Below are 13,557 nucleotides of genomic sequence, written 5' to 3'. Positions count from 1 at the left end.
CCCCGAAGTTATACCCCAATGGGGTATGTGTCAAGAGGTCGAGCGCACCCGGGTATGGGGCTCGCGCGGAGCCAATATCCGTGACGGTGGCCGTTTCGCCGATATCCGACACTGGCTGCAATATGGGGCGGCGGCCCGCCCGCTGGATGGCTGATGGGCGCCTATCCGCCGGAAGGGTCCCGGATTCCCGCCAGGATGACCCCGACGAGCCGGCACACGGCTTCTTCGGAGGGCATTTCGGCGGCGGCAGCGGTTGCGTGCAGGCAGTAACCAGCCAGTTCCGCCGAGGTCAGGTCCCTCCGGATGGTCCCTGTATGGGGTTTCGGGAGTAACGACGTGAAATTGCGCGCTAGGCCTCAAATGACTTGTTAGGGTAAACCCCAAACAGACGTAAGCCTGATGAAACGTGTGGTTTTCAACGCTAAATGTCGTAGCCACAAACCTCGGAAGGTGCTTCGGCCCGCCCCGGCGCCAGTCCAACGGGCGACCATGAAGCCGCCAAGCCCTCGTGGGGATGCGCGGTCCATGGGCGCCCACCTTTAACGCCTGGCAGGTATTCCCGGCCGCGCGACCCGCAACCAGCGGGGTGGGACATCGATCAGATGTAGCGGCAGACCTGGTCGGCGGAGCAGGAATCCGGCTCCGGCTTGCTTGCCTTTTCGTGGAGCTGGAAAATGGTTTCCCGGAGGGCCAGGAGTTCGGCGATCTGGGCATCGAGTTCCCCGAGGCGCTGCCCGAGCAGGCCCTGGACGTGCGAGCACGGTGTCTGGCCGTGCTCGCGGATCTTCAGGATCTGGCGGATCTGGCCGAGGGTCAGCCCGGCGGCCTGTCCGCGGTGGATGAACGCGACCTGCCCCACGGCATCCTCGGCGTAGTCCCGATAGCCGGATGCCAGGCGCTCGGCGGGAGGGAGTAGCCTCGACTCCTCGTAGAACCGCAGGGTCTTGGTCGTCGTGCCTGTTGCTTCCGCGAGCTGTCCGATCCTCATGTTCCCCGATTCCTCCTTCGGTGGCCACCCAACTTGACCTTCCATTGTACTGGAAGGTTCATGATGGTTCATGGGAAGTCTTGAACGACAGTGAAGAGGTATCTTGATGAGCAACGAACAGTTCGATTTGGCGATTGTTGGTTCCGGGGGCGGCGCGTTTGCGGCCGCGATCCGGGCCACCGGACTGGGCAAGCGGGTCGTGATGGTGGAGCGCGGCACCGTGGGCGGGACGTGCGTGAACACCGGGTGCGTGCCCTCAAAGGCGCTCCTGGCCGCCGCGGAGGCACGTCACGTGGCGTTGGACGCGGCCCGCTTCCCCGGGGTGGCGGCCTCGGCGGGCCCGGTGGACATGCCGGCCCTGATCCGGGGCAAGGCCGCGCTGGTGGAAAGCATGCGAACGGAAAAGTACATTGAACTGGCCGCCGACCACGGGTGGACCATGCTCGAAGGGGAGGCCTCGTTCACCGGAACCCAGGACGAACCCCGACTCCGGGTCGCCTCCCCGGACGGTGCCGAAAAAACGATCGAGGCCGACCACTATCTCGTGGCCACCGGCTCCGCCCCCTGGACGCCTCCCGTCCCTGGACTGGACGAGACAGGGTACCTGACCTCGACGACGGCGATGGAACTGGACGAGGTCCCCGAATCAATGCTGATCATGGGCGGGGGCTATGTTGCCCTGGAAATGGCGCAGCTTTTCTCCCGGCTCGGTTCCCGGGTGACCATGCTGGTCCGTTCCCGGCTGGCCTCGCAGGAGGAACCGGAGGCATCCAAGGCATTGGCCGAAGTTTTTGCCGACGAGGGGATCCGGGTGGTCCGGCGGGCCTCCGCGGAGACTGTGGAGCGCGATCACGCCAACGGAGGGGTCCTGGTCTCGGCATCCGTGGCCGGCGGCAGGGAAACGTTCCGGGCATCCCGGCTCCTGGTGGCCACAGGCCGACGCCCCGTCATCGACGGGTTGAATCTTGACGCCGTCGCCGTGAAGACCGGCGCCACGGGCGAGATCGTGATTGATTCCCGCCTGGCCACGTCCAACCCGCGCATTTGGGCTGCCGGGGACGTGGCCGGACACCGGGAGTTCGTTTACGTCGCCGCGGCCCACGGCGCCCTGGCCGTGGACAATGCGTTCACCGACGCCGTCGCCGAGGTTGACTACCGGCACCTGCCCCGGGTCACCTTCACCAGTCCCGCCATCGGGTCGGTCGGCATGACGGAGAAGGAAGCCGTCGCTGCCGGGATCCGCTGCGAGTGCCGGGTCCTGCCCCTGGAGTACGTGCCGCGAGCCGTGGTCAACCGCGACACCCGCGGCTTCATCAAGGTCGTCGCCGAGCTCGGCACCGGACGGATCCTGGGCATTTCCGCCGTCGCCAGGGACGCCGGGGAACTGGCCGCCGCCGGCGTCTACATCCTCGAAGCGGGGATGACAGTCGCACAGGTCGCCGCCGCCTGGAGCCCCTACCTGACGATGGCCGAGGGCATCAGGATCGTCGCCAAGGCCTTCACCACCGACGTCGCCAAACTGTCCTGCTGCGCCTAAGCGAAACCCACCTGAAGCAGAGGACTTCAATCTCAGGTGTCCGCTGCACTACAACCGCAGTGGCGCACCTACCGACAGGGGAAAGCGGTCAGACCAACCGCTGACGGTCGCGAGGCGTCTTGAGACATAAGAACTGCACCAACTTTGGCAATCGGTCGCATTGAAGTCCCGGGAGGCAGTTTGTTCCAAAAAGTCGTCTTGCCGTAAAACGTCTTACGAGGTTGGCATCCAAGAGTTTTTGAGACAAAATGGCCATGTGAGACATTTGGGATACACGCGTGTGAGTACTTCGAGCCAGGATGCGCAGTTGCAGCTCGACGCGCTTCTCAAGGACGGGGTGCAAAAGCGGGATGTGTTCGCCGATGTCACCTCCGGCAGCAGGACGGCGATCGAGCGGCCCGGGATGAAGAAGCTGCTGGAATACGCCGAGGCCGGGGACACCGTGGTGGTCTGGCGGGTCGACCGGCTCGGCCGTTCCTTGATCGATGTGCTGAACACCGTGAACCTGCTGCGCGAACGCGGTGTGCAGGTCCGGTCTATTTCGGACGGGATCGACCCGGCGACCTCGACCGGGCGGATAATGCTGAACCTGCTGGCTTCCTTGGCTGAGTATGAGCGTGAGCTGATCGTTGAGCGCGTCAACGCAGGGATCGCCGCGGCCCGGCAATCGGGCACCCGTTTCGGCCGGCCGCTCTCGGACCCGGCCGTGATCGCGGACAAGCTCGCGATCGCGAAGGACGCCCGCGCGAGGGGACGCACCGCAGAGGACGCAGCACGCTTGGTCGGGTGGAGCCGCGCGACGCTCTACCGCCATCTCGGGCAAGACTCCGGATCCGTCAAGGGCCAGTGATCGCTGATTTCTCTGCGGAGTGCGGTCAAATTCTGAACGGCACATGTCCGAAGAGAAAAACCTCCGCGAGCGTCATTAACTTCACCCTCAGCTGGGGACCAGGATCATACGCTTAGCGCCAACCGCTGTAACGATGGTCCTACAGGCCAAATTTCAACATCCACATACGAAATCAATACCGGTCCGTCCTTAGCGTGAATTTCCGTAAGGATCTTCCCCAGACCCCAAGACTGCGCTCTCCACCGCATTATTGATCAGCATAATTGGCCTGGCTGGATGCACCACCGCCGCAGTTGAACCTTCTCATTCAACCCCGGAGGCAACTAATGCCGAAGCAAGCACGCCCGCACCGACCGAGGCGGTAACGGCCCGGACACCGGAGGACGTGAAGGCCTCTGCCATGGCGGCAGGCCGCCCTGAAGCTGCCTTCGACAGGAACTGCGAAGTCTGGAAATCGCCCGAGGCCACTACAGAGCCCGAAGCATGGGCCAACGAAATCGGCGGAGCATGGCTCGAGGCCAAGAAAGCGAAGTGCCCGGACGGAATCACTCTTCCTGGCTACTATGTCGAGTCGTGGAAGCCCAGTGCGCCTGGGGAAATCACCCTCATCGTTGACCGTGCCATCGACACAATTGAACTCAATGAGCATTTCAGCAATCTTGAATGGGTCGCTTTCGGGTTCATTTGTGAGCTGTACCGGGATAGGCCGGATCTTTCGAAGGTAGTCGCCATTACAGACGGGGGCGGACGAAAGGAAACGGTGACACGCGAGGATCTTGAGGCCCAAGGGAATCTGGACCTCACGTCGAACAGCAATTGCTAGTCTGAGCACCCTTGTGAACACTGGGGCCGAACCAGTCCCGTGCGCGGCTTTGAAAGCATGCGCGAATCAACACGGGCGGCAACCATTGATCCTGAAGACACATGCAGTGGGAGCCGATCATGCCAAGTGGCCGACCTGGAAAAGGGCCGCGCTATGGAAGCCGGTACACGCCCCTAACCGACAAACTCAAACGCAAAACATCGGTGCATCCTTAGAAAATCTAAGGGTGCAGCGATCTCATGTGCTACCGCATGGCATTGATTTAAGCCTGAATGATCCTGGTGTAGTTCTCCCAGTTGTAGGGCGTGTGGGCTACCTGCCGTTAGCCCGTGATGGAGGCTAGTGGATTGTATGGTCCGGATTCGTCGCGTCGTAGATGATCCGCGATGCTGCGATGTCGCTCCGATGGGTGAGGGACCAGTCCGCAAGCTGCTTGACCAGGTGGGTGAGGCTCGCTCCCAGATCGGTGAGTTCGTAGGTGACTTGCGCGGGCACCGTGGGGTAGACGGTGCGGGTTACCAGCCCGTCGCGTTCCAGACGCCGGACGGTGAGGGTGAGCATGCGTTGGGAGATACCGTCGATGGCGCGCTGCAGTTCCCTGAAACGACGGACACCCGAGGCCAGTTCGACGATCACCAGGACTGACCATTTGTCCCCAACACGGGTGAGCACGTCCCTGATGCCGCAGTCCGGATAGTCCGCCTTGCCGCATGGCTCCAGCGATGCGGTTACTTCCATGTGCCCCTGTGACATCAAAGTGCCTCCTTGTGCGCTTCCCATTGGTTACTGATGATGATCATAGTTACTTTTCATAACCATAGGCGGGAATGTTTCATGATCTTAGTTACCGGGGCCTCAGGCCAGCTGAGCAGTGCCATTGTTGAATCCCTGAAAGCAGCCAATGTGCCGGTGACTCGCGCCACACGCAGCCCTGTTGTAGGCGGTAGTGATCGGCTGGTCGATTTTGACGATCCCGGCACCCTGGACTTCGCCGGCATCGACACGCTGGTGTTGGTGTCTGCCGGCTACGCCGAGGATGACGTGGTGATTGCCCGCCACGAACGTGTTGTGGCCGCTGCGGAGCGGGACGGAGTGCAGCACCTCATTTACACGAGCGTGGCCACGGAGGGTGACCACCTGGGCTTTGCGCTGGCACATCGTTGGACCGAGCGCCGCATCCAGGGCAGTGAAATGCGCTGGACGATCCTGCGAAATGGGATCTACGCCGAACTCCTTGGGGCGTTGATGGCACCGGACGGCGGAATCATCACGGCCCCGCTTGGCCACGGTGGTATCGCCGCCGTGGCCCGGGAGGATCTTGCTGAGGCAGCCGCCGTCGTGGCTGGCAACCCCGATGCCCACGCCGGACAGGTCTATGACTTGGTGGGCTCCCGCGCAGTCACGGCCGAGGAAATTGCCCGGCATGAGGACCTTCGCTACCAACCCGAATCCTTCGAGGCACGACGAAAAACCCTTAACACCAGCGGACTGCTGCCGTTCCAGCCGAGCATGCTGCTCTCGATCTATTCCTCCGCCGCGAACGGGTTCCTGGCCACGACGGGCAACGATCTGGAGGGGCTTCTTGCACGGCCCCTGACGGACCCGGTCCAGGTTGCAGGAGCAATGCTTCAACAGCATTAGGAACAGACGGGAAGACTCTCCCAATACAGCGAACTATTGAGAGAGTCTTGTTCGTTGGGGGAACGCTCACCGGACCGCCTCGCCCAGCATGCTTCCGAGGAAACAAGACATAGACTGAGCCACTATGAAAGAGATCGACGATGAAGTTACTTACCTCCGGTTCGAGCATGTTGCCCCGGACGAAGTTTGGGCCGAGGTCGCGAGTCTCTTCGTCTTGAGTTTCGCAGCCCCTCCCTACAACGAACCACCAGACGAACTACAAAGCATCGATCAATGGGGCCCCGACAAACTTGCTAGCCCTGGTGGGCGACTTGTTGCGGCTAGACACAATGGACATCTGGTCGGCTTTGCGTTATCTCAGAGGCTTGACCAAGACAATGCCTGGCTGCGACGACTAGACACGATGCTGCCAGCGATAGACGCGGGAATTTCGCCTTCGAGAACCGTTATTGTCCAGGAACTAGCTGTTGACGAGAACTTTCGAGGTCGAGGGATAGCCAAACAGTGCATCCGTGAACTCCTCTCGAGCCGAATCGAACAGGATGCTGTCTTAGGTGTTTTCGGCCAGGCATCCCAGGTCCGAGAGATTTATAGACACTGGGGTTTTGCGGAGCTCGGCACCTCTCCCATTTACGGCGGAGCCGTGACCCTACATACCTTGCATCACAAACTTCCATGGACGGCCTAGTCATCCAAGCGTGTGGCTTTCAACGCTAAATGTCGTAACTCCAAACGCATTGGCTCTCGGTTCACACTGTTTCGCAAAGGGAACAAGGCCGAGTTTTGCTTTGTAACCGAATCCGTCGCATCGTCCCGCAAGGGGTCTGTCCGGATAAGGCTTCTGTAGCGTTCCGCAAGGGGGTGGGCTACCGGAACGCACTCATGGCTGACTTGGATTTTAGAAGTTTCTTAGATTCACAGGAAAGTCGACCGTCCCGTAACCCCCGTCCGGTGAAATGTCCGGTGAGCGGGCGCTAAACGGGGCACGAAATGCAGACGGTTCTAGCTTTTCGGCGGAGCATCGATCCACGTGGTTTGGTCGGAAGAATTGTGTTGGATCCGGGGCTTCGTGAAACCCGACCCTGTTCCATTCAGTGCCAAGGTGGGTGGAAGCCGCCTTGCGATTTTCAGCCACCGGTGATTTCGGGGCCAACCCGCCCCAGGGAAGAATTCCAAAGCAGCCGAGTATGCGACACGCATGCTAATACGGTGATGCGATCGCGGCTGTGAGACAAACCCATTGACGGATACGGTGCCGCGGCCACGAGCGCTTGGCCGCTCGCCTGCTGGGGGAGTGCTGCAGCCAGATCGACAAATGCGCCCGCGACTGAGCGGTGGTTCAGGAAATATTCATGCCACCTTCAATTGCTGAGATTGGCGGCTTCGAAGACCATATGAAGCTTCCTGTGTCCACGACGGGTGATGACGCTGGTGTGGTGGCACCAGGTAATGCCGATTTCCGAACAGTCACGACCTCGCTGAAGTGGTTGGTTTTCCGGTTTTGGCTTAAATGATCCAGATCACATCCATGGGCCATCGTGCCATGGGGCAGGTCGGGATCTGGATCCTATCCGAGGGCTGGCCGTCAAGTGGAGAGCGATCAGTTGACATGAATCTCGGGCCGCGATGTGGAGTCAACACGGTCAGTCGCGCATCAGCTCGATGAACTATTCCGTCTTCTTTACGGCTTGTAGTTGTCGAGCCAGTACAGGTTGACGACGAGGGGGCGGGGGAGGGGCCCGACTCTATGACAGCCACAGCCACAGCAGCCAGATTCGCAGATTGTTGCGTGGTGGAAAATACTTTCTGGTAGTGATCGTCGATGTTGTTGTCGGGACGAACGTTAACCGCGATGCAGGGGCTGCCGGCGGATTTCGTGAGGTTGACGGGAACGTAGAAAGAGGGTTCCTTTGATTTTGGAATCGTGTTGGAGCGGTTGCGAGAAAGAAGCCGACTACTTCCCGACGGTGGTCGAAGATGAGGAGTCGCTCGCGTTTGCGCCGCGATTGCCATCCGGCGTCGCCCAAGTTGGTCGCTCACCGCAGCGGTTCCTTCTGAACAGACATGACGTGAGCTGGTCGTAACTGAAAACGGCCAGGCTGTTGTCAACGCTTGAAGTGTGGGCGTATCCGAGCCGTATTTGCTCGCAGCCACACAGTGTGCGCTGGTGCCAGGCTCCCAATTTTGCCGTGGGATGTGTTCAGCGTAGATGAGCCGGGATGAATCGGCACTGCTGTGAGTTGCACCGGTCCGAGAGGGGCTCTCGAAACACTAGTTGACATAATGTAGATTATCGGCGGTTTATCCATGGTCGGGGAAGTGGAGAAATCTCGGGTTTTCCTGACCATCCGATGTTGCCCACAATCATGCATGCGCACACCCGAATTGGCCAGCGGCTACACCCGCGGGCGCCTGGCTGTCGGCTCGTCTCGGCGCGGCCTGGCGGCTCGGGCTTCCACGACGCAGGCGCCGCCGCGGAGTTCCCGAAAAATACCGGAGTAACCCTGAGGTATCTGCGCGTTTTCCCACAACGGCCGATCTCCCGACGGCTTTGGCTCAGGATACTAAACACTTGACATAACTACCCGGCGGCACGTTTTGGCACTTGCATAGTTATTCAGGGAAACTCGATGGTATGCCATACCCAAAGTCGCCAACCCGGCGTTCAAACCTGCGCGGCGCAGCCCTTCACATGCGTGACGCCATGCAGCACGCCGTCGGCGCACGCGCGACCAGCGAGCACCTGGAACTCGATGCCATGCAGCTCGAGACCATCGACCTGCTAACCAGCAGTGCCGGTGCTCACTTGGCTCCCCTGCACCGCTCCCCCGGGAAAAACCACGTCTACCTCTGGGGGCCGCCGGGCCGCGGCAAGACCTGGCTGCTTGGAGCCTTCTTTGATGCGCTTCCCGCCGAGCGCAAGCTGCGGGTCCATTTCCACGATTTCTTCCGAGACCTGCACGCCACGGCCCACAAGGCCACCACCCTTGCCCTGGCGCAAATCGACGACCCCGATTCCGTCGGGGAAACTCGCGGCCGCGCCGATCGCGTGGAGGCCCGCACCAGTGCCATCGAGGAATCGATCGAAACGATGCTCGGAGACGTGCAGGTGCTGTGTTTCGACGAATTCCACTGCAATGATCCCGGCGACGCCATGTTGTTGGCGCGAACCGTCAAATACGTCATGGACCGCGGAATCCTGCTGGTTACCACCTCAAACTACCCGCCCGAGGAACTGCTGTCGGACGAGTACTATCACCACCTGGTCCTGCCGACAATCACCACCATCCGAGAGCAGATGACCGTGCACGAGCTCGATGCAAACCGCGACTACAGGACCATCGAACGCCAGGAGGGCGGGCGTTCCGGCTTCAGCAGCGGAAAACTGCTGCGATCACCGGACTCCGTCCAGCTGCTTCGTCTGGGGCTTACGGAGCCGCGCTCCGGCGACGCCGTGCGGCTGAGGCCGACCAGCCAGGAGATCCAGGCCCTTCGCATCTCCGGCCGGCAGATCTGGTTCGGCTTCGCGGACCTTTGCGAATCCCTGACCTCCACCCTGGACTACCTAGTGCTGGTGCGCGAGTACGACCACTGGATCATTTCCGGCGTCCCAGGTTCCGGGCGGATGTCCCCCTTCGGATTGCGCCGCCTGGCCAACGTCATCGATGTGCTCTACGAACACCAGATCCGCCTGGACCTGTTCGTCGAAGAGGGCTTCACCGATTCCTTCGGCCACCTGCCCGAACTCGAGGCAGCCCGGCTGCGCAGCCGGATCAATGCCCTGGACTCCGGCACCGGAGAATCCGCGGGACGAACCACGTACCTGGAAGGTGCAAACGCATGAGCCCGCACGACGAATCGACATTTCCCGGTGCCTGGTCCCCCGAAACGATCCGGACCGAGGTGAACCGGATCGTCCGGCTGCATGAGTCGGGTCAGCTGCCCTCCATCGTGCAGCTGGGACACCCGGTGTTGCGCATGCCGGCCGCCGAGTTCACCGACCAGCTGGACCCCGCGGCGCTGCGCGCCTTCCTGGACACCATGCGCGCCGTGATGATCGATGCCCCGGGCGTCGGCCTCGCCGCCCCGCAGCTGGGCATCCCCCTGCGCATCGCCGTGCTGCAGGACCTCTACGAATCCGCCCCTGAGATCGCCGCAGCGCGCGAACGCGAGCCGCTGGAATATCTGGAAATCATCAACCCCCGCTATCGTCCCGCCGGCGATCGGATGGCAAGCTTCTATGAGGGCTGCCTGTCCTTCAACGGCTACCAGGGGGTGGTGGATCGTCCCGCCGACATCGCCACCTCCTTCCGTGACGCCCACGGCGCGGCCGTCGAACGCCACTTCTCCGGGTGGCAGGCCCGGATCTTCCAGCACGAGACCGACCACCTTGACGGCATCGTGTACATCGACAAGGCCCTGACCCGGTCGTTGTGCGCCAACCACGAATACCCGCGCTGGGCCAACCCGGGGATCGCCGGTGCCCGGGCGGGTCTCGGGTTCTAGGCAGGAAGCTTACCCGCCACGCCCGGGCCGCAGATCCCCCGGCCGACGCGCAATGCTGGCTCAGGCCCGGTGGCGGGGATCGCCGGCATGGCAGGGCAGGACCCCGGCGCCGCTACAGTGGTCAGCAGGCCACGGCACACCGCCACCCACCGCAGCAACGACACCATTGGAGCAGTACATGAATCCGGACGACGGCCTTCGCTGTCCCGTATGCCGGCTGGCGTTGCACCTGCAGGCCCAGCCGGGCAGGCCATCGCGGCTGGGCTGCGATGCCGGGCACGCCTTTGACGCCGCGAAGCAAGGCTACTTCAACCTGCTCGCGGGCAAAGGCACAAACTTCCGGGAAGACGGTGCCCAGATGGTCGCGGCCCGGGCCGCCTTCCTGGACGCCGGACACTACGAGTCACTGGCCGAGGCCCTGGGCCACCGGGCCCGCGCGGCCTTGCGTGGAAACGAAGACCCGCGGATTCTCGATGCCGGCGCCGGGACCGGCTACTACCTCAACCAGGTACTGCAGGCCCTGCCCGAGTACGCCGCGGCCAGCGCCGTCGCCCTGGACATTTCCCGGTATGCCATGCGACGAGCGGCAAAGGTTCCTCGGACCCTGGCGCTGGTATGGGACCTGTGGCGCGAGCTCCCCCTGGAAGACGAATCGTTTGACGTGCTGCTGAACATCTTCTCCCCGCACAACGGCTCGGAATTTGCCCGCGTGCTGCGCCCGGGCGGCACGGCGCTGGTCGTTACCCCGCTGCCCGGGCACCTGGCCGAGGGCGCCGAGCTGTTGGGGCTGCTGGCCATCGCCCCGGACAAGGCGGCCGGTGTCGTGGCCTCCATGGGCGACGGCTTCACGCTCAGCGCCACTGAGGAGGTGCGGATACCGTTGGTGCTTGATGCGGCCGCGGCCTTCGAATTGGCAATGATGGGCCCGGCCGGCCACCACCTGGATCCCGGGGAGCTGCGCGGCCGGCTGGCCGCAGCGGGAGGCACCATGCTTATCACCGCGGCATTCCGCATCCAGGAATTCCGCCGGAACCGGTAGCCCGCGCAAGGGCCGAGGGCATGTGGGCCGGCATCGCAATGATGAGTGTCCGGCGAGTGAACATCCTCCCTTGTGCTGATTCAATTTGGCCCCCCGATCAGGCAAAATGGAAGCTACGAGGTTGGTTTGCATCCAACGCATCCGGACTTGAGGGGTAAACATGTATGTGTGGCTTTTAGACAATGCTTGGGTGGTCTGGCTCGCGCTCTTCCTCTTGTTGGCCATCATCGAAATGATCTCCCTTGACCTGTACTTCATCATGCTGGGCGTCGGCGCCCTCGGTGGCGTGGGGGTCGCCCTGCTGGGTGGCGAATTCTGGTTGCAGGTCGTGGTCTTCTCCGTCGTCTCCCTGCTCATGATCATGTTGGTCCGACCCATCGCGCTGCAGCACCTGCGCAAGGACCCGGAGGCGCTGCGCACCAATGTCGATCGGCTCATTGGCGAAGACGCGCTGGTGCTGGAACCCACTTCCAGGATGAACGGGCGGGCCAAGATCGGCGGGGAAACCTGGTCGGCGCGCACCGAGGACGAGGTGGCCCTCCAGCCGGGGACCTACGGTTCCGTGGTCCGCATTGACGGGGCGACCGCCTACATCACGTTGCGTACCAAGATGCTGGGCCTGGACTAAGGACCTTAGGAATGTTTTTCGGTGCTCCGGACGGGGCGCCCCAACGAAAGAGAGAAGAGATGCAAACATCGGGTCTTGGCCTTACGGTCGTCCTGGTAGTACTGGCAATCTTCGTGATCATCGTGCTCTTGCGCTCCGTGCGCATCGTGCCGCAGGCGCGGGCCGGAATCGTGGAGCGGCTGGGCAAGTACCACCGCACCCTGCTTCCCGGGCTGACGATCTTGATCCCGTTTGTCGATCGCTTGCTCCCCATGCTGGACCTCCGCGAACAGGTTGTGAGCTTCCCGCCGCAGCCGGTGATCACCGAGGACAACCTGGTGGTCTCCATCGACACCGTGGTGTACTTCCAGATCACCGAGCCGCGTGCGGCCACCTATGAAATCGCCAACTACATCCAGGCCGTGGAGCAGCTGACCACGACCACGCTGCGTAACGTGGTCGGCGGGTTGAACCTCGAGGAGGCGCTCACCAGCCGCGACCAGATCAACGGCCAGCTGCGCGGGGTCCTCGACGAGGCCACCGGCAAGTGGGGCATCCGTGTTTCGCGCGTGGAGCTCAAGGCCATCGATCCGCCGCTGTCGATCCAGGATTCCATGGAGAAGCAGATGCGCGCCGAGCGTGACCGCCGTGCCGCGATCCTCACGGCCGAGGGCACCAAGCAGTCCGCCATCCTGACCGCGGAGGGCCAGCGCCAGGCCTCCATCCTGAAGGCCGAGGGCGATGCCAAGGCATCGATCCTGCGCGCCGACGGCGAGGCACAGGCTATCCAGAAGGTCTTCGACGCGATCCACGCCGGAAAGCCCGACCAGAAGCTGCTGGCCTACCAGTACCTCCAGACCCTGCCGAAGATTGCCGAAGGCTCCTCCAACAAGCTGTGGATCATCCCCAGCGAGGTCGGCGAGGCGCTGAAGGGCATCGGCGGAGCGCTGGGCAACTTCACCGAGGGCGCGGGCGACGACAAGCCCGAAAGCACGAGCAGCACCCTGATGTAACGAGCCATCCGGGCCGGGAATCCTCGGGCGGGCGACCTCACAACCGAGGGCGCCCGCCCGAAGCCGCGTCGGGGCCGTATAATGGATACTTCGAGACTTGCGCCCCGCGGGAATTATAAGCTGGACCGGGACGTTTAAATCGGTAGCCGAACCCGTATGTAATCGCAGTAGGGAGACAATATGAGCGATCGCAGCCTGCGAGGAATGCGCCTTGGCGCACAGAGCATGGAAACTGAGGCTGGCGTCGAGCCAGCAGCGCGCCAGCGCGTTGAATATCGTTGCGAAGACGGCGAGCAGGTGTTCGTGATTTTTGCCGCCGAGGCAGATATCCCGGCGACCTGGACCTCCAAGACCGGCAAGCTTGCCAAGCTGGTCAATGGCGAGGCAGAGCCGGAGGAATCCAACGAGAAGCCGGTGCGTACCCACTGGGACATGCTCCTCGAGCGCCGCTCCGTTGATGAGCTGGAAACGATCCTGAAGGACCGCCTGGACAAGTTGCGCACCACCCGTGGTGCGGCCCAGGCGGCACTCAAGGGATAACGACCCCTGGATT

At 62.4% G+C, this 13,557-nt stretch carries 14 protein-coding genes; 12 read left to right on the top strand and 2 right to left on the bottom strand.

The window, feature by feature from the left end:
• Positions 1 to 598: 598 nt before the first annotated feature.
• Positions 599 to 988: a heavy metal-responsive transcriptional regulator gene (locus AC6CHY_RS13860; RefSeq protein ID WP_047118362.1), complete on the bottom strand. Its 390-nt coding sequence runs from the start codon at positions 986 to 988 to the stop codon at positions 599 to 601.
• 106 nt (positions 989 to 1,094) lie between these two features.
• Between AC6CHY_RS13860 and merA the strand changes: the two genes are divergently transcribed.
• The 3 genes from merA to AC6CHY_RS13845 all read left to right on the top strand — a co-directional run bounded on the left by merA (position 1,095) and on the right by AC6CHY_RS13845 (position 4,198).
• Positions 1,095 to 2,525: a mercury(II) reductase gene (gene merA, locus AC6CHY_RS13855; protein ID WP_217388005.1), complete on the top strand. Its 1,431-nt coding sequence runs from the start codon at positions 1,095 to 1,097 to the stop codon at positions 2,523 to 2,525.
• Positions 2,526 to 2,781: 256 nt separating this feature from the next.
• Entirely contained in the window at positions 2,782 to 3,375 is a 594-nt protein-coding gene (locus AC6CHY_RS13850; RefSeq protein ID WP_047118360.1) for a recombinase family protein, read from the top strand.
• 250 nt (positions 3,376 to 3,625) lie between these two features.
• The gene (locus AC6CHY_RS13845) at positions 3,626 to 4,198 is read left to right on the top strand and encodes a hypothetical protein (protein ID WP_217388006.1); all 573 of its coding nucleotides are present in this window, start codon (positions 3,626 to 3,628) and stop codon (positions 4,196 to 4,198) included.
• A 339-nt stretch (positions 4,199 to 4,537) separates the two neighbouring features.
• Here the strand turns inward: AC6CHY_RS13845 and AC6CHY_RS13840 are convergent, their stop codons facing one another.
• Positions 4,538 to 4,936, bottom strand: coding sequence for a winged helix-turn-helix transcriptional regulator (locus AC6CHY_RS13840; protein WP_217388284.1), 399 nt, complete (start codon positions 4,934 to 4,936; stop codon positions 4,538 to 4,540).
• A 96-nt stretch (positions 4,937 to 5,032) separates the two neighbouring features.
• Between AC6CHY_RS13840 and AC6CHY_RS13835 the strand changes: the two genes are divergently transcribed.
• From AC6CHY_RS13835 to AC6CHY_RS13795, 9 genes are all read left to right on the top strand, one after another.
• Positions 5,033 to 5,839: an NAD(P)H-binding protein gene (locus AC6CHY_RS13835; protein ID WP_217388007.1), complete on the top strand. Its 807-nt coding sequence runs from the start codon at positions 5,033 to 5,035 to the stop codon at positions 5,837 to 5,839.
• Between the two features lie 124 nt (positions 5,840 to 5,963).
• Positions 5,964 to 6,527: a GNAT family N-acetyltransferase gene (locus AC6CHY_RS13830; protein WP_217388008.1), complete on the top strand. Its 564-nt coding sequence runs from the start codon at positions 5,964 to 5,966 to the stop codon at positions 6,525 to 6,527.
• 664 nt (positions 6,528 to 7,191) lie between these two features.
• Positions 7,192 to 7,353: a hypothetical protein gene (locus tag AC6CHY_RS13825; protein ID WP_217388009.1), complete on the top strand. Its 162-nt coding sequence runs from the start codon at positions 7,192 to 7,194 to the stop codon at positions 7,351 to 7,353.
• Positions 7,354 to 8,474: 1,121 nt separating this feature from the next.
• Entirely contained in the window at positions 8,475 to 9,683 is a 1,209-nt protein-coding gene (gene zapE, locus AC6CHY_RS13820) for a cell division protein ZapE (protein WP_498227094.1), read from the top strand.
• Positions 9,680 to 10,345 carry a peptide deformylase gene (locus AC6CHY_RS13815; protein WP_498227093.1) on the top strand — a complete coding sequence of 222 codons (666 nt, stop codon included), beginning with the start codon at positions 9,680 to 9,682 and terminating at the stop codon, positions 10,343 to 10,345. The genes zapE and AC6CHY_RS13815 overlap by 4 nt, the downstream gene beginning before the upstream one ends.
• Positions 10,346 to 10,523: 178 nt before the next feature.
• A complete protein-coding gene (locus AC6CHY_RS13810) occupies positions 10,524 to 11,384 on the top strand; it encodes a methyltransferase domain-containing protein (protein WP_498227092.1) in 861 nt (286 codons plus the stop codon).
• Positions 11,385 to 11,574: 190 nt separating this feature from the next.
• Positions 11,575 to 12,012, top strand: coding sequence for an NfeD family protein (locus AC6CHY_RS13805; protein WP_418888829.1), 438 nt, complete (start codon positions 11,575 to 11,577; stop codon positions 12,010 to 12,012).
• 59 nt (positions 12,013 to 12,071) lie between these two features.
• A complete protein-coding gene (locus tag AC6CHY_RS13800; RefSeq protein WP_217388014.1) occupies positions 12,072 to 13,004 on the top strand; it encodes an SPFH domain-containing protein in 933 nt (310 codons plus the stop codon).
• Positions 13,005 to 13,184: 180 nt separating this feature from the next.
• Positions 13,185 to 13,544 (top strand): RNA polymerase-binding protein RbpA, encoded by a 360-nt coding sequence (locus tag AC6CHY_RS13795; protein WP_217388015.1) that lies wholly within the window; start codon positions 13,185 to 13,187, stop codon positions 13,542 to 13,544.
• The last annotated feature ends 13 nt before the right edge of the window (positions 13,545 to 13,557 follow it).

Source organism: Paeniglutamicibacter sp. GQ140, from assembly GCF_059759235.1.
Note: the sequence above shows the minus strand (reverse complement) of the source record. Positions and strands in the feature narration are given on the sequence as shown.